Here is a 21,564-nt window from a genome sequence, read left to right as displayed (position 1 = left end):
CACAGCTACGGAAGCTGTAATCATCTCTGCTGACGTCGCAGTCGTTGCATTTTCTTTGCGTCTCTCTACAACAGTCTCCGCATCCGGAGCGCGCGCCGGGATTTGCGCAACTGTTGTAGCAGAGATCGGTTTGCAGGGCGCATGCCGCCGGATCGCGGCACTGTGTAGCCGTCACCGTAGGCCCACACCCCACCGTCATCCCGGCCAGCGCAAGAACAAGCCCCACAAGGTACGCCCGCATCATCGTCCCCCCTCAACGCCGGCAGACGTTACCACACCTACATTTGTACCGTCAACGCGCCCCTCCCACGCAACACCGCGGTCTCGTCCACGCGACCTGGAGACGCGCCGGGTGAGCCTCCATGCCTCGCCCACGCGCCTCGGAGGCTCGTGGACGCGTCTCAAAGTCTCGTCCACACGACCTGAAGACGTGTCGGGTGAACTTCCATACCTCGCCCACGCGTCTCGGAGGCGCGTGGACACGTCTCGAAGTCTCGTCCACACGACCTGAAGACGCGTCGTGTGAGCCTCCATGCCTTGCTCACGCGCCTCGAAGTCTCGTGGACGCGTCTCGAAGTCTCGTCCACGCGCCTCGCAGACGACCACGAGCGACCCGTGGATGCAGCTTGCGGGATGCTTTCTCTCAACGAGCGGAGGGTGCGCAGGGATCCGGCGCGTAAATTTTGACTGTACATTCTAGAATGTACAGTTTAAGGGATCCCACATAGGTTCTCTGCTTCCATCAGGGAAATCCTGATGCTGTTTCGAGCCTGACTGTACGGAGACTGCCATGCGCCAGAATAACCGGGACAGCATTCTTGATGCAGCGGTGCGCGTCATCAATCGTGACGGGCTCACCGCGATCACCTTTGATACCGTAGCGAGAGAGGCCGGGGTGACGCGGGGCGGTATGCTCTACCATTTCGGTTCACGTGACGAGTTGATCCTGGCGATCAACCAATATCTGGCCGATCAATGGGAGGCAAACCTGCTTAAAACGGCGGGTAAGCCATTCGAGCAGACAACGATCGAAGAACGCCGTCGGGCCTATGTCGGCGCTTCTCTTCGGGCCTCCCGCGCGGAACTGCTGTTCTTGCTGGAGTTCCAGAAGGATCGCACCATGAGCGCGCCATGGGCGCGCCTTATCGAGGCGTGGTCAGTGCCGGAACCCCTGGCTTCCGGCGACGAGGCAGAACTTGTCCGCTTCATTGCGCGCCTCGCGGCTGATGGGCTTTGGGCCTACGAATATGTCTCGGGCCGACCGATGCAGCCTGCCCTACGTAAGCAGGTATCGGAGCGACTGGTGCAATTGCTGGGAACAAGCGGCTGACACAGCAGCTCCCTGATCATTTATTAACCAAACCCCAATCCCGAGGAAGACATGACAAAGAAGCTCAACTGGTTCGACAATGTGGAGCATCGCAACCATCCCTGGCCCGGTCTCAATTGGCTGACTACGGCCATCTGCGTGCCAGATGCACGCAAGGCCGTGGCGTTCTACACGGATGTAATGAATATGGTTGCCATTTCCGAATTGGAAGATGACTCCGGAGGCCTGTTGTTTGCGCGGATTCGTTATCGCGGCATAAATTTTACGATCAACAAGGAAGGCTGGGACTCGGAATGCCAGAGCCCACTGACCAGTGGTGTACCATCGCCGTTCGTCTTCTATCTCTACGTCGATGATGCGGAAAAGCTAGTTGCAGCTATGGTAGCAGCGGGCGGCACAGTGGTGAGCCCGGCGAAGATGCAGTTCTGGGGCGACCTAAAAGCGCGAATAAAAGATCCCTTCGGCTACATCTGGGATGTCGCGCAGAAAGTTGGATCGTCGCTGTAGCTGACATGGCTCATAGCGCCTTACCGGCAGCTAAGGGCCGACAGCAGTTTCAGCCGTGTGTTCACTCGCGTGCGCTTCGGGTGAACAACCCGCCAATTGGCCCTCGCGCACGAACACCATCACCGCGGCGCCACCGCCACGGCTGTATTCCCAACTACGGCATGACACTCGTTGTCCCAGCCAGCGCGCCTTGGGGAACGGCAAGCAGTGTTGCCCAATAGGCATCCACTTGCGCATTGGCGGTCCACGCGCCTCGCAGACGACCACGAGCGACCCCGTGGACGCAGCTTGCGGTATGCTTTCTCTCAACGAGCGGAGGGTGCGCAGGGATCCGGCGGCGTCGGCGGCGAGCGCCACGGGCCCGAGGTTCGGCAAAACCCCAAAAAACAGGGCTTCGTCCGATCGGCGCCCGTCGACGCCCCTGCATTCTATCCGTTTCGCCGGCTCAAGGTACGCAGGGATCCGGCGGCGGCGGCGCGGCCGGCACGACGGCCCCGAGCTGCGCCGATTTCATCGTGAAGCCGATGCCGACCGAAATCGCATTGCATTGCTTCGTCGGATCTTGCGTCCCGTCGCTCATGATGTCCGAAGCCTGGCGAAGCTGATTCAGGATGCTCTGCAGCGTGGGGCTGTTCGAATCGCAGAACGTTTCGTCGTAAGCGGCCAGCACCCTCGCCACCTCATCGGTGAGATCCTGCGTGTCGATCACGCCCGCGATCTGGCCGGCCGTGGCGCCCATGTGATCCGCATCGAGCACCATCGAAATGCGGGCGTGGTGAATGGGTAGCACCATGTCGAAGTCCGAGATCCGGAGCAACAAGTCGAGTTGACCGGGGGGGCCGGCCTCGACGAAGCCCTGCTCGATGGCCGTGGTCGAGAATTCGCATACCGCCGACGTCGGGTCCGCCGGATCCGTGAGCGAGGACGCGTCGATCGGCCAGACATCGCTCCCGTCGAAGAATGGCTGGTGGCCCAGGTTTGCACCCAGGTACAACTTGCTCGATGTCGCGCACGCCTCCTGACCGAGGCTCGATATCGAGAGTAAATACGTGAACTCGCCATTCCCGATTCGCTCGTTGCTCGTCGTGCTCACATCCGATGCGAGGCCCAGAAAAATGGGCAGGACGTTCTTCCCGAACGAGTTGTCGATCCCGTTGGGCCCGTCGGGATAGGACGAGGCCGGCGACCCGCCGGCGGCAGGCTTGCAGAGGCCCACCGACTCTTTCGTGGACACGAGCCCGTCGATGTTCCTTCCGTATTGCTTCCACCCATTCGTCGGATTCGGGGTCCCATTCGGGTCCGTATCCCCGATCAGGATGCGATCCACGGCGAGCACCACCTCCGGTCCGTCGATGCACGCGGGCAAACTCCCGCCTTGTCCGCCCCCGCCCGTGCCGCCGCCGGTGCCGCCGGTGCCGCCGATCCCGCCGCCGGTGCCGCCCGTCCCGATGCCGCCGGTACCGCCCGTCCCAATGCCGCCCGTCCCGCCTTGCGCACCAGATCCGCCGGATCCGCCGGATCCGCCGGACCCGCCGCCTCCGCCTCCCGTCACCGTTGGGCTACACGCCGTGAGCGCGAGCGCCGCGGCTGCCATCATCACCCCGCCCACGCGAATCAAGCCAAAACGAAGCATGAAGTCCTCCGATCGGCGCCCGAGCTACGGACGCCGGCTCACATCCTACCATGCCTGTGCAGAAGCCACGACGCGCAGTATGCTGGCGGCAAGAATCTGACCGCCCCTCGGTCCGACTTCCGGTGGATGGGACAATGATACGCCTGGCCAAACCCGGCTTTTTTGCGCCGCTTTTCCTCGCTGCCTGCGGGACGCCTGCCGCCGTACCGTCGGACCCGGCGCCTGCGTCCGCTTCCGCGCGCGCCTCCGCTTCCGCTTCCGCGCGCGCCTCCGCTTCCGCTTCCGCCTCCGCCTCCGCTCCCGCTCCCGCCAGCGCCTCCGCTCCCGCTCCCGCCAGCGCCCCCGCTCCCCCCTCCCTTTCAGCGGACGAAGCCGTCACGCTGCTTTTCCCCGGCGATGCGTCCGCCGCTGCCGCCTGCACCGAAATCGACCCACGGGCGCGGATTCGTTGCCTGATCGAAAAGCGCTACGAAGGGCACGCCTCCGCGCGGGCCACCGTGCTCTCGCTCTACGAAAAGACCGGCAGCGTCGTCGGCGTCGAGGAGCCTTACGTCATGGAGGGCGGCTTCCGCGGCTCGATTCGTATCGTCCCGGAGCTGCCCGTGGGCCGATATGAAAAACACCTCACCTGGATCGCCGAGGCGAGCGCCGATTTCGACGCCTTCTTCGACGGCGTCGCCGCCCGCGCGAAGGCAGGCGTCCGCTATCGACATCGCTCCCTTTCCTGGAAGTTTTTTCGCTCCGTCGGCCGCACGACCCCTTCCGCGTACGCGAGCGGCTGGAGCATCGGCTACAACGTCTCGGGCTCGCTCCACGGCTCCGCGGAGGCCGTGCGGGAAACCCTGTTCCACGAGATTTTTCACCTGAACGACGCCGCGCGGCTCTCGGGGCCCGAGCCATGGTCCCGCAAGAAGCTCGGATCGATCCACGACACCATCCTCCAAAAATGCAGCACGAAGCCCTCGTGCCTCGCGCCCTACGCGCCCATGCCCACGATGGTCCGCGGCGGGACGTATTACGCGTTCCAGCCGAACAACGGCGACGCCGTGAACGAGTACGGCGCCGACCTCGCCGCCCGGTATTACCGCGAGACGCGCGCCGTGCTCCGCGGCGAGAAACCGATCAAGCCGGCGTTCAAATGCGGGCCCGAGGAGAATGGCCGGGCCTGGAGGATCCTGGTGGACGAGTTCTTCGGCGGCGTGGACCTCGTCCCGGAATGTTAGGACGTTCAATCCCAGTGGTTGAACACCACGTGCCCGAGCTGCGCGGGATTCCAGTACGACGCCTGCGCGAGCTCGTCCCGGTCGAGCAGGCCGCGGCGCTCGCACGTCTTCCCATCAAACGGGGCTTGCAGATCCTCCGCGGCCGCGATCTCATAAGCGCCGTGAAATCCTGCCGCGAGCGCGGGCGCGTCGAGGAACGTGTACAGCAGGTTCCCGGGCCCGTCCTCGCTCGCGCGCGCGAATGCGAGGATCGGGAAGATCTCGTTGAGCAGCACGAGGACGTGCGACGGGAGCCCCGCGTGCCCGAGCCGAAGCAGCGCGCGGTGGTGATTTCGCCCGGCATTCGGGCCGTCGAACCAGAGGACCTGGTTCTTGCCATGCAGCCTGCGCAGCGCCGCGTGGCAGGACGCCCGGAAGGTCGCCGCGTCGGGAGGCGGCCCGGGATATCCGCTAAAGCCGGTGATCCCCGGCCGGAGCAACACGCCCATCGCGTCCCGTGCGCCCATCGTCTCCGCCCTCGCCCCGCTGGATCCCACGCCGATTCCGTTGCGTTCCGTCATCATCCTCGCACGCGGTCTGCACAATGTCATCGCCTCTCGCGCAGGGCTCTGGTTTGATGGCGCCCGGACCCACAGATCGGAGGGATCTGCCATGAACGCGACGAACACCCGATACGCGCGGAGCGCAGGCATCTTGCTGCTCCTTTGGCCCCTCGGGGTTTCCTGCGGGGAGACATCGCCCGGCGGCGGGCCCGGACCCGGACCCGAGCCCGAACCCGAGGTCGTGCTCCCCCCGCCGCTCGATTCGCTCCCGCCTGTCCTGCCCACGAACACCGATCGTTTCGCGACCAGCAGCCAGTGCGGGCAATGCCACTTCGCCGGCCCGGAATCGACGGTGATGCACGACACCGCCGGCAACGACATCTCGCCGGTGTATCTGTGGCGAAGCTCGATGATGGCCTTCGCCGCACGGGATCCATATTACCTCGCGGTCTTCGGCGAGGAGCTCGTCAAGCATTCCGGCCGCGAGGCGTTCGTCGAGGAGACGTGCACGCGTTGCCACGCGCCGGCCGGGTCCGAGGAGCAAGCGCAGGCAGGCGCGCATTTGACGTTCGACGCCCTCGTCGCGGGCGACGGCGAAGAGGCGCACCTCGCCCGCGACGGGGTCACCTGCACGTTGTGCCACCAGATCGCTGACGATGGGCTCGGGAAAACGCAGAGCTTCGGGGGCGGGTTCGTCATTGGATACGAGCGGAAGATCTATGGCCCGCACCTCGTGCCCAAGGTCGATCCGATGGAGCTCATCGTGAATTACACGCCCACCGCCTCCACGCACATCACGAAGAGCGAGGTCTGCGCCACGTGCCATACGGTGCTCGTGCCCATCATGAAGGGCGACCAGCGCGTGGGGGATTTCCTGGAGCAGGCGCCCTACCTGGAATGGAAAAACTCCACGTTCGCGTCGGGCGTCCCTTGCGCGACCTGCCATTTGCCCACGCAGGACGCGGCGAAGGTCGACATCTCCTCTCCCATTGCCAAGTTCCCCGCGGGGCTCGGCGAGCGCACGCCGTACGGGCAGCATCGGTTCAGCGGAGGCAATTCCTACATGCTGCGGATCCTCGCGGACAACGTCGAATGGACGGGCGCGAGCGTGGCGCCGGAGGAGCTCGAACAATCGGCCGCGCGGGCCGAGGCGCACATCGCCGAGGGAGGCGGCGTCAAGATTCTCTCGGCGTCGATGGCGGGCAGCGCGCTCTCCGTCGAGGTGCAGGTCGAGAACCACGCGGGGCACAAGTTCCCCACGGGGTATCCGAGCCGGCGCGCGTGGATTCATTTGCGCGCCGAGGGCGCGGGCGGCGACGTGCTCTTCGAATCGGGCGGGTTCGACGCGACGGGCGCCCTCGTGGATCGCGCGGGCGCGCGGCTCGATCGGGCCGATGCGGTCCTGCCGCACCTCGACCTCGTCACGAAAGAATCCGAGGTGCAGGTCTACGAGGCCGTCCCCAAGGACGCCACGGGCGCGCCCACGCATCGGCCGCTCGCGTCCGTCGGGTTTGTCAAAGACAATCGCCTCCTGCCCCTGGGCTGGTCGAGCGCGGATACGTGGATCGATTGGATCGGGCCCGTGGGCGTCTCGGGCGACGGCACGTTCCAGGCCGGCTTCGACCGCGTCACGTACAAGATCGAGGGCGGCGCGGCGGTCCGGCGCGTGACGGTCGAGCTGCTGTATCAATCGGTGCGTCCCACCGAGCTCGACGCGCTCGCGCGGGTGCCGCACCCTGCCGCGGTGCGTTTTTCCAGCATGGCGAGCGCGAGGCCGTCGATCCCCGTGGTCGCCGCGCAGGCGCTGATCGAACTCTGAAAGAGAGGAACCAGATGGGTAGCCAATACGACACACTCGCAGCCATCACGAACCTCACGGCCGAACTGCCATTACGAAAATATTACGAGGAGTACACGTTCTTCCAGGCGCTCGGCGACATCAAGGGCCGCTCGGTGCTCGACGTCGCCTGCGGCACGGGGCTCTACAGCCGTCGATTCCAGCAGCGCGGCGCGGCGCGTGTCGTGGGCATCGACAACTCCGAGGGCATGATCGACTATGCGCGTCACCTCGAAGCGTCGCAGCCGCTCGGCATCGAGTACCACGTGCTCGACGCCGCGAGCGCCCGCGGCCTCGGCACCTTCGACGTCGTCGCCGCGACCTACCTCCTGCATTACGCGCCGACGCGGGAGGTGCTGCGCGACATGTGCACGAGCCTGTTCGCCTCCCTCGCGTCGGGCGGTCGCCTCGTGTCCATTTGCATGAGCCCCGACATGGAGTTTGCAGACGCCTCGTATTATCGGAAATACGGCTTCGAAGTGGCGTCGCATGGCGAGGGAGATGGCGACGTCGCCACGCTGACGAGCGTTGCGCCGGGGCTGCCGTTCACGATCTCCGCGCATCACTGGAGCCGCGCCACCTACGAGGAGGCCCTGCGGGGAGCCGGCTTCCGCGAGATCGTCTGGCACCCGCCGCAGATCGCCCCGGAGGGGATCACGGCGCTCGGGACCGAATTCTGGACCGAATACCTCCGCCGTCCCCACGCCGAGGTGCTCTCCTGCGTGAAGTGAATCAACGCGGGCGAAACGTGAATCGGCGCGGCTGACGCCGGTTCTTGTCGACGATGCCCGCGATGAGGAGCGCAAACGCCAAGAGCCGCACGAGAAAGATCCAATGCCTGCTCTCGTGGTCGCCGCGGACGAACGCGAGGACCGAGCGCTCGACCGCGAGGAGCGCGAAGACGAGCGAGAGCAGCGCGAACAGCCGCTCGCGGCTCTTCCGCCAGAAGCGAAGAAAAAACAAGCTGACGGCCAGGGCCATGCCCACGAACATGCCCGAGAGGAGCTGGATCACGTGACCTCCGTGATCATTCCGTAGAGGAGGAGCCCGACTGCGATGACCGCGGTCGCGACGCGCGGGATCGACAGATCGGCGAGCGGCCCGATCAGGAGATCGGTGAGGAGCAGCAGGTTGTTCAGGGCCATCGCGGAGAAACAGAGGCCCGTCCACAGAATGAGGCGCAGGCGGGTATGGCGGTAGTTCTTGAGCAGGAGCGCCGCGCAGACCAGGCTGGCCAGCAGGCAGAGCGCATAAACGGTCTCAGCCATCCCGATCCTTTCTGAACCGGAACCCCTCGGCGTACACGTGCAGGTCGGAGATCGGGTTCGAAAAAATGCTGTCGAGCACCTTGTAACGGAGCTCCGTGTACGCCGCCGATAAACGCGCGACGCCCTCGTCGAGCGAGGGCGAAGCGGGGGCGTACCGGTAGACGAGCACCTTGGAGCCGGGGCGCGACGCGACGAGCCCGCTCGCCTCCAGGTCCGCGAGGCGGCGGATGACCGATTGCTCGCTCGTGCGGAGCGCCTCGCAGATCGCGCGGGCGGTCCACGCGTTGTCACGAGCGCCACGCAGGAGGAGCAGGATCTCGAGCTGCTCCACCGAAGTGATGTGGTCGGCGATGAACCGCGCGACCTCGTCGGGTAATCGCCGCTCCTCGGCCAATGTCTCTCCCGATCGTGGGCGTACCATTCGAGCGAACACCTCGCAACCGAGCGGCGACGACATGGGAAGACGGACAAGCCGTGCAATCGCGGACGTGACGGCCTCATGCATGATGATGCAAGCGTGCTGTCCCAAACAAAGCTATGCCGGGGCCTTGACCACACTGGGTGAAGACCGCTCATGCAGCGGACCAAGGACGTCCCTGGGGAACGAGGAATGAGCACAAAAGAAGCCGTCGTCTCCAAGCAGAGCCGGACCGTGCGATCGAATGGCGCGCACAAGACCCCGAACGGCGTCGATAGCTATCTTCATGGAAGAAGCACGGCCAAGAATGGAGCGAGGAGCCTCGGCAAGACGACGACCCGGAGCCGCGGGGCATCCGCCATCGCGGAATGGGAGCGGCTCTCCGACGACAGCCGCGCCGAGGTCGAGCACCTCCAGGAAGTCCTGAAGGCCGTCAAGCAAGGCGATTTCACGGTCCGCTTCGAATACCAGAAAGACGGGATTCTGAGCCGCACGGGCGAGCTCCTGAACGACATCATCGGCCTGAACGAGCACATGACGAGCGAGCTCGTTCGTGTCGGCAAGGTCGTCGGTCAGGAAGGCAAGATGCACGAGCGCGCCTCCGTCGGCCCTGCGAAGGGCTCGTGGGCGAGCTGCATGGCGTCCGTCAATCAGCTCATTTCCGACCTCGTGGCCCCGACGAACGAGGTCGCGCGCGTCATCACCGCCGTCGCCCGCGGCGACCTCTCGCAGAAGATGGTCCTCGAAATCGACGGCCGCCCGGTGCGTGGTGAATTCCTCCGCATCGGTACGACCGTCAACTCGATGGTCGATCAGTTGAACTCGTTCGCCGCGGAGGTGACGCGCGTCGCGAAGGAGGTCGGCAATGAAGGCAAGCTCGGCGGGCAGGCGGACGTCAAAGGCGTCTCCGGCACGTGGAAGGACCTGACGGACAACGTCAATGGCCTCGCGGCCAACCTGACGGCCCAGGTGCGTAACATCGCGAAGGTGACGACGGCCGTCGCGAAGGGCGACCTTTCGCAAAAAATCACGGTCGACGCGCGCGGCGAGATCTTGGAGCTGAAGAACACGATCAACGTCATGGTCGATCAGCTCTCGTCCTTCGCCGCGGAGGTGACGCGCGTCGCGAAGGAAGTCGGCACCGAGGGCAAGCTCGGCGGACAGGCGGACGTCAAAGGCGTCTCGGGCACGTGGAAGGACCTGACGGACAACGTCAATGGCCTCGCCGCGAATTTGACGGCCCAGGTTCGCAGCATCGCGAAGGTCACGACTGCGGTCGCCAATGGCGACCTCTCGCAAAAGATCACGGTCGACGCGCGCGGCGAGATCTACGAGCTGAAGAACACCATCAATACGATGGTCGACACGCTCCGCTCGTTCGCCGCGGAGGTGACGCGCGTCGCGAAGGAAGTCGGCAATGAAGGCAAGCTCGGCGGGCAGGCCGAGGTACAGGGCGTCTCGGGCACGTGGAAGGACCTGACGGACAACGTCAATGGCCTCGCCGCAAACCTGACGGCCCAGGTGCGTAACATCGCGAAGGTGACGACGGCCGTCGCGAAGGGCGACCTTTCGCAGAAGATCACGGTCGACGCGCGCGGCGAGATCCTGGAGCTGAAGAACACGATCAACGTCATGGTCGACCAGCTCTCGTCGTTTGCCGCGGAAGTGACGCGCGTCGCGAAGGAGGTCGGCAACGAGGGCAAGCTCGGCGGTCAGGCCGAGGTGAAAGGCGTCTCGGGCACGTGGAAGGACCTGACGGACAACGTCAATGGCCTCGCCGCGAATCTGACGGTCCAGCTCCGCGACGTGTCCAAGGTCGCGACGGCCATTGCGAACGGTGATTTGACGCAGAAGATCACCGTCGACGTCAAGGGCGAGATTCTCCAGATCAAGGACGTCATCAACAAGATGGTCGACCAGTTGAACTCCTTCGCCGCGGAAGTGACGCGCGTCGCGAAGGAGGTCGGCACCGAGGGCAAGCTCGGCGGTCAGGCCAATGTGAAGGGCGTCTCGGGCACGTGGAAGGATCTCACGGACAACGTCAACGTCCTCGCGGCGAACCTCACCACGCAGGTCCGCAACATCGCGAATGTCACGACGGCCGTCGCCAAGGGGGATCTCTCGCAAAAGATCACGGTCGACGCGCGCGGCGAGATTCTGGAGCTGAAGAACACGATCAACGTCATGGTCGACCAGCTCAATTCGTTTGCCGCGGAGGTGACGCGCGTCGCGAAGGAGGTCGGCACCGAAGGCAAACTCGGCGGGCAGGCCGAAGTCAAGGGCATTTCCGGCACGTGGAAGGATCTCACGGACAACGTCAATGTCCTCGCGGCGAACCTCACCGTGCAGGTGCGCAATATCGCGAACGTGACGACCGCCGTCGCGCGGGGGGATCTCTCGCAAAAGATCACGGTCGACGCGCGCGGCGAGATCCTGGAGCTGAAGAACACGATCAATGTCATGGTCGGCCAGCTCCGGTCCTTTGCCGCGGAAGTGACACGCGTCGCGAAAGAGGTCGGCACGGAGGGCAAGCTCGGCGGTCAGGCCGACGTGAAAGGCGTCTCGGGCACGTGGAAGGATCTCACCGATAACGTGAACGTCCTCGCGGCGAACCTCACCACGCAGGTGCGCAACATCGCGAAGGTGACGACGGCCGTCGCGAAGGGCGATCTCTCGCAGAAGATCACGGTCGACGCGCGCGGCGAGATCCTGGAGCTCAAGAGCACCATCAATACGATGGTCGACACGCTCAATTCGTTCGCCGCGGAGGTGACACGCGTCGCGAAGGAGGTCGGCACCGAGGGCAAGCTCGGCGGGCAGGCCGACGTCAAGGGCGTCTATGGCACGTGGAAGGACCTGACGGACAACGTCAATGCCATGGCCTCGAACCTGACGGTCCAGCTCCGCGACGTGTCCAAGGTCGCGACGGCCATCGCGAACGGCGATTTGACGCAGAAAATCACGGTCGACGTCAAAGGCGAGATCCTCCAGATCAAGGACGTCATCAACAAGATGGTCGACCAGCTCAATTCGTTCGCCGCGGAGGTGACGCGCGTCGCGAAGGAGGTCGGCACGGAGGGCAAGCTCGGCGGACAGGCCGACGTGAAAGGCGTCTCCGGCGTCTGGAAGGACCTGACCGACAACGTCAACGTGATGGCCGCGAATCTGACGAAGCAGGTGCGCGGCATCGTGAAGGTCGTGACCGCGGTCGCGAACGGCGATCTGAGCCAGAAGTTCGTGCTGGAAGCAAAAGGCGAGGTCGCCGCGCTCGCCGAGACGATCAACAACATGACCGATACGCTGCGCACGTTCGCCGATCAGGTGACCACGGTCGCGCGCGAGGTCGGTATCGAGGGCAAACTCGGCGCGGAGGCCAAGGTGCCGGGCGTCTCCGGCGTCTGGAAGGACCTGACCGACAACGTCAACATCATGGCCTCGAACCTGACGAAGCAGGTGCGCGGCATCGTGAAGGTCGTGACCGCGGTCGCGAACGGCGATTTGCGGCAGAAGTTCGTGCTCGAAGCGAAGGGCGAGGTCGCCGCGCTCGCCGAGACGATCAACAACATGACCGACACGCTGCGTATCTTCGCCGATCAGGTGACCACGGTGGCGCGCGAGGTCGGTATCGAAGGCAAGCTCGGCGGCCAGGCGAAGGTGCCAGGCGCGGCCGGCACGTGGCGCGATTTGACTGACAACGTCAATCAGCTCGCCGGGAACCTGACGTCGCAGGTCCGCGCGATCGGCGAGGTGTCCACCGCCGTCGCGCAGGGCGATTTGACCCGATACATCACGGTCGAGGCGCAAGGCGAGGTGGCCGCGCTGAAAGACAACATCAACCAGATGATCGGCAACCTCAAGGACACGACGCACAAGAACCAAGAGCAGGACTGGCTGAAGACGAACCTCGCCAAGTTCTCCAGCATGATGCAGGGCCAGCGCAGCATCGTCTCGGTCGCCCGGCTCATCATGTCCGAGCTCACGCCGCTCGTCGACGCGCAGCACGGCGCGTTTTACATGATGGAGAGCGACGCCACCGGCGAGCCGGTCTTGCACCTCATCGCGAGTTATGGGTTCGGCGGCCGCAAGAACCTCTCGAATACGTACCGATTGAAGGAGAGCCTGATCGGGCAATGCGCCTTCGAGAAGAAGCGCATCCTGCTGCACGACGTGCCCGACGGGTTCATTTACATCGCGACGGGCATGGGGGAGGCGCCGCCGCGGAGCGTCGTCGTGTTGCCGGTGCTCTTCGAGGGCGAGACGAAGGCCGTCATCGAGCTCGCCTCGTTCAAGCCGTTCATCGCGAACCACCTCGCGTTCCTCGATCAGTTGATGGATAGCATCGGCGTCATCCTCAACATGATCTCCTCCAGCATGCGGACGGAGGAGCTTTTGCAGCAGCTCAAGAAGTCGAACGCGGAGCTCGAGGCGCAGGCCGCGGAGCTGAACGAAAAGGCGAAGCTGCTCGAAATCAAGAACAACGAGGTGGAGCTCGCGAGCCTGAGCCTGGAGGAGAAGGCCGAGCAGCTCCAGCTCATCTCGAAATACAAGTCGGAGTTCCTCGCGAACATGTCGCACGAGCTCCGGACGCCCTTGAATAGCCTGCTCATCCTGTCGAAGATGCTGGCGGACAACCAGAACGGGAACCTCACGGCCGAGCAGGTCCGCTTTGCGCAGACCGTCTATACCTCGGGCAACGATCTCCTGGCGCTGATCAATGAGATCCTCGATCTGTCGAAGGTCGAGGCGGGCAAGATGCCCATCGATCCGAGGACGTTCCGCCTCGCCGACGTCAGCGATTACCTGGAGCAGACGTTCCGACATGTCGCCGACCAGAAGGCGCTGTCGTTCGAGGTGCGCATGGACAGCCGGCTCCCGGAGACGCTTTACACCGACGTCAATCGGCTCCAGCAGATCCTGAAGAACCTCCTCTCGAACGCATTCAAGTTCACGAGCGAGGGCGGCGTTTCCATGACGATCGCCGTGGCGCCGGGGGATCGGGGCGAGACGATGATCACCTTCTCCGCGCAGGACACCGGGATCGGCATTCCAACGGAGAAGCAGAAGCTCATCTTCGAGGCGTTCCAGCAGGCGGACGGGACCACGAGCCGCAAATACGGCGGCACGGGCCTCGGGCTCACGATCAGCCGCGAGATCGCGCGCTTGCTCGGCGGCACGATCGACGTCGTGAGCGCGCCGAACCAGGGCAGCACCTTCACGTTGTACCTGCCGGTGACGTACGTCGGCCCGGAGCTGTCGGCCCGCGATGAATCCAGCGCCATGTCGCCGTCCACGGACAGAGACGTCCTGCGGCTGTCCCCGGACGCCGATTTCAGTGGGATGAAGGTGCTGCTCGTCGACGACGACAACCGCAACCTCTTCGCGCTCCGCACGGTGCTGGAGGCGCGCAAGATCGAGGTGCTCCACGCGGAGAACGGGCGCATCGCGCTCGAATTGCTCCAGGTGCACCCCGACGTCGACCTCGTGCTCATGGACACGATGATGCCGGAGATGGACGGGCTCACCGCGACCCGCGCCATTCGCGACATCATCCAGTTCCAGTCGCTCCCCATCATCTCCCTCACCGCGAAGGCGATGAAGGGGGATCGGGAGAAGGCGCTCGCGGCGGGCGCCTCCGATTACGTCACCAAGCCGGTCGATCCGGAGCGTCTGCTCGCCGTGATTCACGGTTGGAGGTTCAAGAAACACGCGGGCGGTCCGGGACAGCTCGATTGACCTCTTTGCCCCTCAGGAAGCCATGAACGCGGAACAACGCACGGCGCCGGCGAGCGTCCTGCTCGTCGACGATACACCGGCAAACCTCCTCGTCCTCGCCGCGGTGCTGAAGCCGCTCGGCGCGCGGCTCGTGGAGGCGAAATCAGGGGTCGAGGCCCTGGAAGCCTCGCGTCGTGAGCCGTTTGCGGTCGTGCTGCTCGACGTCCAGATGCCGGACATGGACGGGTTCGAGGTCGCACGCAGAATGCGCGCGACCGAGCACGGCCGCGAGGTCCCGATCCTGTTCTTGACGGCTATCCACCGCGACGAGGCCTACGCGCGGCGTGGATACGCGCTGGGGGCGGCCGATTACATCACGAAGCCCTTCAACGTCGACGTGCTCCGCGCCCGCGTGAAGGCCTTCGTGGACCTCTTCCAGCAAAGGGAGGAGATCCGCAAAGCGCAGGTCGAGCTGCGGACGCGGGAGCGCGACGAGGCCGTGCGCAGGCTCGTGGCGTTCGAGCGTATCGCGACGGCGGCCCTCGATACGGATGACCTCGGCGTGCTCCTGCGCGAGCTGATCGATATCTTCCTCGGCGCCGCGGACGCCGCGGATACGGCGACCGTGCTGCTCCGGGAGGGCGAGGTGCTCCGCGTGCGTGCCGCGGTAGGCCCACACGCCGACGAAGACATTTCCGTGCGGATCGGCGAGGGCCTCTGCGGGACGATCGCGGCGCGGAAGGAGCCGGTCGAGGTGGAGGGCGCGCAGGCCTTCCCCGATTGCGCCTGCCTCGAAACGAGCGCCACGCGCGCCCTCTATGGCGTGCCGCTGCTCCATTTCGGAGAGGTCGTCGGCGTCGCCCTCATCGGATCGAGCCGCGCGAGCGGTTTTTCCGATGCGGAGAAGCGGCTCTTTGCGGCCATGGCGGAGCGCGCGGCCTGGGCCGTGGCCCGGCACCTCCAGCGCGCGGCGCACGAGGCCGAGCGCGCCGCGCTGCTCGAGCGCGAGCGCGCCGCGCGCGCCGAGGCGGAGTTCGCGAGCCAGGCGAAAGATCAGTTCCTCGCCACGGTCTCGCACGAGCTCCGGACGCCGCTCAATGCGATCCTCGGCTGGGCGGTCCTCGCGCGGCAAAAGGCGCCGCCGCAGGTCGAGCGGGCGCTCTCGGTGATCGAGCGGAATGCGCGGGCGCAGGCGCGCATCATCGACGACGTGCTCGACATCTCGCGTATCGTGAGCGGGAAGTTCCGGCTCGACATGGTGCCGACGAACCTCGTGGAAATCACCCAGGCCGCCGTCGAATCACTTCGCCCCGTGGCAGAGGCGCGCGGCGTGAATCTCACGATCCAGGTCGGCCCTTTGGGCTTCACGCTCGGCGATCCCGAGCGGCTCCAGCAGGTCGTCTGGAACCTCCTTTCGAACGGAATCAAATTCACGCCGAAGGACGGGCAGGTCGAGCTCAGCGCAGCACTTTCAGGCCCGAACCTCCTGCTCCGGGTGACCGATACCGGGCAAGGCATCGATCCTGTGTTCATGCCGTACATCTTCGAGGCGTTCCGGCAGGCGGACGGGTCCACGGCGCGGCGCCATGGCGGGCTCGGGCTCGGGCTCGCGCTCGTCAAGCAAATGGTCCAGGCGCACGGCGGGACGATTGCCGCGGCGAGCGACGGCATCGGGAGAGGCGCGACGTTCACCGTGGAGCTGCCCATCCGGAGCACGCCGGTCACGCGCGCGTCCGAGGACGAGGCCGCGGCGCATGAGCAGCAGGTCCGGCTCGCGGGGCTCAAGGTGCTCGTGGTCGACGACGAGGAGGACGCCCGCGCGCTTTTGCGGCGTGTCCTCGAAGACCGGGGCGCGACCGTGACCCTCGCCGCGTCGAGCGACGAGGCGCTTCACGATCTTTCGCGGTCCCGGCCCGATGTGCTCGTGAGCGACATCGGATTGCCGGGCATGGATGGATATGCGCTGATCCGCAGCATCCGCACGTTGCCCGCGGAGTTTGGCGGGAGGACCCCGGCGATCGCGCTGACGGCGTATGCGCGGAGCGAGGACAGCCAGCGCGCGTTCGCCGCGGGCTTCCAGCGGCACGTGCCGAAGCCGGTGGACCTCGGGCGGCTCGTCTCGTTGATCGCGAATCTCTGCGGGATTCCCCTGACGGACGCGTGAGCGGCGAAGGCCCCGGTGGATTACGGCATCGCCGAGACGCCGATCACGAGCCTGTGTCCGTGCAGCATGCCCACGTAGAGCAGAATCGCCACGACGAACCGCACGACGCCGATCTCGGCGATTGCCTCGCCCACGCCGCCGCGGGCGAACGGCACGAGCGAGGTCTTCGCGGCGAACGGCTCCCACGCCTCGCCGAGCGCGATCTTGCGCCGGCTGTCGATGTGCAGCATCCCCGCGATGGCCAGGAAGGTGATCCCGCCGAAGAGGCAGAGCGACGCCACGTCCCCGTTCGGCGGGAGATGGGCCATCCCCCAGAGCGCGAACGACCACAATGCCGGGTGGCGCGTGATCCGCACGATCCCCCGTGGCTCCGCGCTCACCGCCTTCTCCTGCATCATTTGCGTCGGGTTTTGCGTGGAATACCCGCAGACCAGGAAGAAAAACGCGATCGGCATGACGACGAGCGGGATCCAGCGCGTCCACGGCGGGGCGCGCCAGAGCTCGACGTAGGGCGCCGCGCGATAGGCGAAGATCATCCAGACGAACGCCGCGAGGACGAGGAGCGAATAGATCCCCTGAAACCCCTTCTCGCTGAGCCTCTGGATGAGGGGGCGCCGGAGGGTGACGCTCGACAGGCCGATGTGGCCGAGGACGAAGACCAGCGTCGCGGACGCGATCGCGCGGAGGCTCCCGTCCTTTCCGCTTTTCGCGGGCTCGGGCTTCGGGGCGCCGCCGATCTCGAGGATCGCAGCGACGAGGTGATCGACGTCGCCCTCGCGCATCGCGAGTCCCGGCATGGCGCCGGGCATGTATCCCTCGACGACGTCGTGGTTCGGCTCGACGATGCTGCGGCGGATGTAGGCCTCATCGGCGACGATCTCGCGGGGTTTTTCCTGCGTCACGACCTTGCGTGTCTTGCCGACGAGGCTGTGATAGGTCGGCCCGGGGCGCGCGGAGCCGTCGAAGGAATGGCAGGCTGCGCATCCGCGCTCGAAGAGGAGCTGCTTGCCGCGCGCGGGATCGCCGTCCGCGAGCGCGCGGGGGGCGAGGAGCAAGCAGAGGCCCGCGAGGGCGAGAGCCGGGAGGGTACGCATGGCGCCGGAGGGTACGACGGCCCGCGGCGATGTGCCAAGGCCCTTCGGGGGGTGCGTCCGGGGATCCGAATGGTAGCTTTGAGTGCCTCGGTCATGGTGGAAAGACCGTTGCCGTCGAATATCGGATCGAGAAGGGCAGGCGCTCCCCACCGACATCCCCAATCGAGACCTCACGCCAATCCGGAACGCCCTGCTTCAACGCGCAGCTCGGTCCCTGACGCCGTTCTGCTTGCCGTGCGCTCCATCTCGCCGAGGACGCCCGCTCGCCCTTCCGAGACCGAACGAACGTCGATAGGATGCGCGCCATGCGAAAGCGCCCCCCGATGGGTTTGTCCCCCACGCTCTTCGTGCTCCTCGCGCTCGTGGCCCTCGGCTGCGGCGACGGAGGCGAGGGCATTCCGCCGCGCCCGACCGATGCCGGGATCGACGCTACCGAGACCGATGCCTCCGAGATCGACGCGGGGTGTCCGCCAGGATCGTACCCCGACGGCGGCGCGTGCGTGATCGACGCGAGCTGCAAGGACAACCCCTGCGGCGAACACGGGACGTGCGACGATTCAAGTGGATCGGCCGTCTGCACGTGCGAGAAGGGCTGGGCCGGCGCGACGTGCACGTCGTGTGGTGCCGCGGGCGGCTACCACGACGACGGCAGCGGCGGCTGCACGACGGACCCGTGCGTGCCGGATCCGTGCATGTCGGCCGATCGCATCTGTGATGGAAGCTCGGGCAGCGCGCAGTGTGTGTGCAAGCCCGGCACGCACGACGAGAGCGGCGTGTGCGTCGAGGACAAGACGTGCCTGCCGACGACGTGCAGCGGCCACGGGAGCTGCGACGACAGGGGCGGCAAGGCCGTGTGCATGTGCGACGTCGGATGGAGCGGGAGCGCATGCGACGCGTGTGACGACGCAGGGGGCTATCACAGCGATGGAAACGGCGGCTGCACGACGGATCCGTGTCTGCCGAATCCCTGCGTGGCCCCGCACGCGAGCGTGTGCACGGTCGAAGGAGGATCGCCGGTCTGCGGCTGCGATCCCGGGTATCACGACCAGAACGGCGCTTGCGTGATCGACGAGGTTTGCACGCCGTCGACGTGCTCGGGCCATGGCTCGTGCGTGGTCGAAGGTGGCCACGTGGTCTGCACGTGCGACGCCGGCTTCGCCGGGGATTCGTGTGATACGTGTGATGTGGCGGGCGGGTATCACGCCGACGGGAGCGGGGGTTGTACGACGGACCCGTGCCTGCCGAACCCGTGCGACATGCCGAACAAGACGGTGTGCGCGGGGCAAGGCGCTTCGTACGTGTGTTCGTGTGATGCGGGGTATCACGACGACGGGAGCGGCGGCTGCACCGACGATCCCTGCACGCCGAACGTCTGCCTCGTGATGAACCAGGCCTGCCAGGTCGTGGGCGGGATGCCGCAGTGCTACACGCCCGATTGCGACGATCAGAATCCGTGCACGGTCGACACGGTCGTCGGCGGGAACTGCGCGCACACGCCACGCCCGGACGGGACGACGTGCCAGACGTCGCTCTGCATCGTGGGAGAGGCGTGCCAGGCGGGCGTCTGCGCGGGCGGCAGCCCGCGGGTGTGTGATGACGGCAATGCGTGCACGGACGACTCGTGTGATCTCGCGGTGGGGTGCGTCGCGACGAACGACAACACGAACGTGCCGGACGACGGGATCGCGTGCACGATCGACAAGTGCACGGGCGGCCTCGCGTCGCACACGACGAGCAACGCGGCTTGCGACGACGGGTCGTGGTGCACGGGCGCGGAGGTCTGCGCACCGCTCCAGGCGGGCGCGGACGCGGAGGGATGCGTGCACGTGAACGTGCCGCAAAAGCCCGTGAGCATCAGCCCGTGCGTGAGTTATGGCGCGTGTGACGAGGCGACGAAGTCGTTCCCGCCGGTGTTCGCGTCGCCGGGGAGCACCTGCAACGACGGCATCCCGTGCACGAGCGGGGACGTCTGCGACGCGCAGGGCGCTTGCAAGGGGACGGCCTCGATCGGGTGCGACGGCGGGGTTTGCGCGACCACGCACCCCAGCACGGGGGACGTGAACATCCCGGTCGGCGTGGTGAGCGGGACGATCACGCTCGGAGGCGCGCCGCTGCCGGCGACGAACAACGACTACGACGGCGCGGACATCTATCTCGTGGCGAAGGACACGAAGGCTGCGCATTACCTCGGCGGCTACAGCTACCAGTACCAGTCGGTGGGCGTGTATTCGCTGATCCCGAACACGTACGGCGGCAAGGTGGTCGCAGGCGTGTACGACGTGCTCTACCGGCGGGGCTGGGGGTCGAGCGGGAATACGGTGTCGCGTACGCTTCCGGCGGCCACGCACGTGAATGGCTACCGGATCCTGGCGAAGGACGTCGTCATCGGCGCGGGGGAAAGCAAGCTCGACGTGAACATTCCGGTGGCGAGCGTGAGCGGGACGATCACGCTCGGGGGCGCAGCGCTGCCGGCGACGAACAACGACTACGACGGCGCGGACATCTATCTCGTGGCGAAGGACACGGGAGCCGCGCATTACCTCGGCGGCTACAGCTACCAGTACCAGTCGGTGGGCGTGTATTCGCTGATCCCGAACACCTATGGCGGCAAGGTGGTCGCGGGCGTGTACGACGTGCTGTACCGGCGGGGTTGGGGGTCGAGCGGGAATACGGTGTCACGTACGCTTCCGGCGGCCACGCATGTGAATGGGTACCGCATTCTGGCGACGAACGTCACGCTCTCGGCGGGCGCGAACACGCTCGACGTGAACATCCCGGTGGCGAGCGTGAGCGGGACGATCACGCTCGGGGGCGCAGCGCTGCCAGCGACGAACAACGACTACGACGGCGCGGATATCTACCTCGTGGCGAAGGACACGAAGGCAGCGCATTACCTCGGCGGCTACAGCTACCAGTACCAGTCGGTGGGCGTGTATTCGCTGATCCCGAACACGTATGGCGGCAAGGTGCCTGCGGGGACGTATGACGTCCTGTACCGGCGGGGGTGGGGGTCGAGCGGGAATACGGTGTCGCGTACGCTTCCGGCGGCCACGCACGTGAATGGGTATCGGATCCTGGCGACGGACGTGACGCTGTCGGCAGGGGCGAATACGCTGGACGTGAACATCCCGGTGGCGAGCGTGAGCGGGACGATCACGCTCGGGGGCGCAGCGCTGCCAGCGACGAACAACGACTACGACGGCGCGGATATCTACCTCGTGGCGAAAGACACGAAGGCAGCACATTACCTCGGCGGCTATAGCTACCAGTACCAGTCGGTGGGCGTGTATTCGCTGATCCCGAACACGTATGGCGGCAAGGTGCCTGCGGGGACGTATGACGTCCTGTACCGGCGGGGGTGGGGGTCGAGCGGGAATACGGTGTCGCGTACGCTTCCGGCGGCCACGCACGTGAATGGGTATCGGATCCTGGCGACGGACGTGACGCTGTCGGCAGGGGCGAATGCGCTGGACGTGAACATCCCGGTGTCGCTCGTCGGCGGGACGATCACGCTCGCAGGCGCGGCGCTGCCGGCGACGAACAACGACTACGACGGCGCGGACATCTACCTCGTGGCGAAGGACACGGCGGCCGCGCATTACATCGGCGGCTACAGCTACCAGTACCAGTCGGTGGGCGTGTATTCGCTGATCCCAAACACCTACGGCGGCAAGGTGCCTTCGGGGACGTACGACGTGCTCTATCGGCGAGGCTGGGGGTCGAGCGGGAATACGGTGTCGCGCACGCTCGTGACGGCCACGCACGTCAATGGGTACCGGCTTCTGGATCGATGCATGACGACGCCTTGAAGGAGCAACGAACCCCGGGGGCGTAGA

Annotated in this window: 14 protein-coding genes; 8 read left to right on the top strand and 6 right to left on the bottom strand. The window is 65.9% G+C overall.

Annotated features, from left to right (window positions below; all coding sequences use genetic code 11):
• The first annotated feature begins 790 nt into the window (after window positions 1–790).
• A complete protein-coding gene (locus tag QHF89_RS21120) occupies window positions 791–1,330 on the top strand; it encodes a TetR/AcrR family transcriptional regulator (protein WP_136969935.1) in 540 nt (179 codons plus the stop codon).
• A 51-nt stretch (window positions 1,331–1,381) separates the two neighbouring features.
• Window positions 1,382–1,837: a VOC family protein gene (locus QHF89_RS21115; RefSeq protein WP_136969936.1), complete on the top strand. Its 456-nt coding sequence runs from the start codon at window positions 1,382–1,384 to the stop codon at window positions 1,835–1,837.
• 445 nt (window positions 1,838–2,282) lie between these two features.
• Here the strand turns inward: QHF89_RS21115 and QHF89_RS21110 are convergent, their stop codons facing one another.
• Complete coding sequence (locus QHF89_RS21110) at window positions 2,283–3,470, bottom strand: hypothetical protein (RefSeq protein ID WP_284720752.1); 1,188 nt, start codon at window positions 3,468–3,470, stop codon at window positions 2,283–2,285.
• 497 nt (window positions 3,471–3,967) lie between these two features.
• On the opposite strand from QHF89_RS21110, the gene QHF89_RS21105 reads away from it, so the two are divergent.
• Window positions 3,968–4,693, top strand: a complete 726-nt coding sequence (locus QHF89_RS21105) for a hypothetical protein (RefSeq protein WP_136969938.1) — start codon at window positions 3,968–3,970, stop codon at window positions 4,691–4,693.
• 5 nt (window positions 4,694–4,698) lie between these two features.
• Here QHF89_RS21105 and QHF89_RS21100 read toward each other — a convergent pair whose 3' ends face one another.
• Window positions 4,699–5,199 carry a hypothetical protein gene (locus QHF89_RS21100; protein WP_136969939.1) on the bottom strand — a complete coding sequence of 167 codons (501 nt, stop codon included), beginning with the start codon at window positions 5,197–5,199 and terminating at the stop codon, window positions 4,699–4,701.
• Window positions 5,200–5,344: 145 nt separating this feature from the next.
• Between QHF89_RS21100 and QHF89_RS21095 the strand changes: the two genes are divergently transcribed.
• Window positions 5,345–7,054, top strand: coding sequence for a hypothetical protein (locus QHF89_RS21095; RefSeq protein WP_136969940.1), 1,710 nt, complete (start codon window positions 5,345–5,347; stop codon window positions 7,052–7,054).
• A 14-nt stretch (window positions 7,055–7,068) separates the two neighbouring features.
• The gene (locus tag QHF89_RS21090) at window positions 7,069–7,803 is read left to right on the top strand and encodes a class I SAM-dependent methyltransferase (RefSeq protein ID WP_136969941.1); all 735 of its coding nucleotides are present in this window, start codon (window positions 7,069–7,071) and stop codon (window positions 7,801–7,803) included.
• A gap of 1 nt (window position 7,804) precedes the next feature.
• Here QHF89_RS21090 and QHF89_RS21085 read toward each other — a convergent pair whose 3' ends face one another.
• Genes QHF89_RS21085 through QHF89_RS21075 form a run of 3 tightly spaced genes read right to left on the bottom strand, consistent with a single transcriptional unit; the run spans window position 7,805 to window position 8,761 of the window.
• Complete coding sequence (locus QHF89_RS21085) at window positions 7,805–8,086, bottom strand: DUF5985 family protein (protein WP_232379689.1); 282 nt, start codon at window positions 8,084–8,086, stop codon at window positions 7,805–7,807.
• Window positions 8,083–8,340 carry a DUF5985 family protein gene (locus QHF89_RS21080; protein ID WP_136969942.1) on the bottom strand — a complete coding sequence of 86 codons (258 nt, stop codon included), beginning with the start codon at window positions 8,338–8,340 and terminating at the stop codon, window positions 8,083–8,085. Before QHF89_RS21080 ends, QHF89_RS21085 begins: the two co-directional genes overlap by 4 nt.
• A complete protein-coding gene (locus QHF89_RS21075) occupies window positions 8,333–8,761 on the bottom strand; it encodes a winged helix-turn-helix domain-containing protein (protein WP_284720751.1) in 429 nt (142 codons plus the stop codon). Before QHF89_RS21075 ends, QHF89_RS21080 begins: the two co-directional genes overlap by 8 nt.
• 189 nt (window positions 8,762–8,950) lie before the next feature.
• Between QHF89_RS21075 and QHF89_RS21070 the strand changes: the two genes are divergently transcribed.
• Together QHF89_RS21070 and QHF89_RS21065 are read left to right on the top strand one after the other, a co-directional pair.
• Window positions 8,951–14,491 (top strand): HAMP domain-containing protein, encoded by a 5,541-nt coding sequence (locus QHF89_RS21070; protein WP_136969944.1) that lies wholly within the window; start codon window positions 8,951–8,953, stop codon window positions 14,489–14,491.
• Between the two features lie 22 nt (window positions 14,492–14,513).
• Window positions 14,514–16,634, top strand: a complete 2,121-nt coding sequence (locus QHF89_RS21065) for a response regulator (RefSeq protein ID WP_136969945.1) — start codon at window positions 14,514–14,516, stop codon at window positions 16,632–16,634.
• Between the two features lie 20 nt (window positions 16,635–16,654).
• On the opposite strand, the gene QHF89_RS21060 is transcribed toward QHF89_RS21065, so the two are convergent.
• Complete coding sequence (locus QHF89_RS21060) at window positions 16,655–17,728, bottom strand: NnrU family protein (RefSeq protein ID WP_284720750.1); 1,074 nt, start codon at window positions 17,726–17,728, stop codon at window positions 16,655–16,657.
• Window positions 17,729–18,033: 305 nt separating this feature from the next.
• On the opposite strand from QHF89_RS21060, the gene QHF89_RS21055 reads away from it, so the two are divergent.
• A complete protein-coding gene (locus QHF89_RS21055) occupies window positions 18,034–21,537 on the top strand; it encodes a calcium-binding EGF-like domain-containing protein (RefSeq protein WP_284720749.1) in 3,504 nt (1,167 codons plus the stop codon).
• Window positions 21,538–21,564 lie beyond the last annotated feature (27 nt).

Source organism: Polyangium sorediatum, from assembly GCF_029946465.1.
GTDB classification, from domain to species: domain Bacteria; phylum Myxococcota_A; class Polyangia; order Polyangiales; family Polyangiaceae; genus Polyangium; species Polyangium fumosum.
This window is presented reverse-complemented; position numbering and strand designations above follow the sequence as displayed.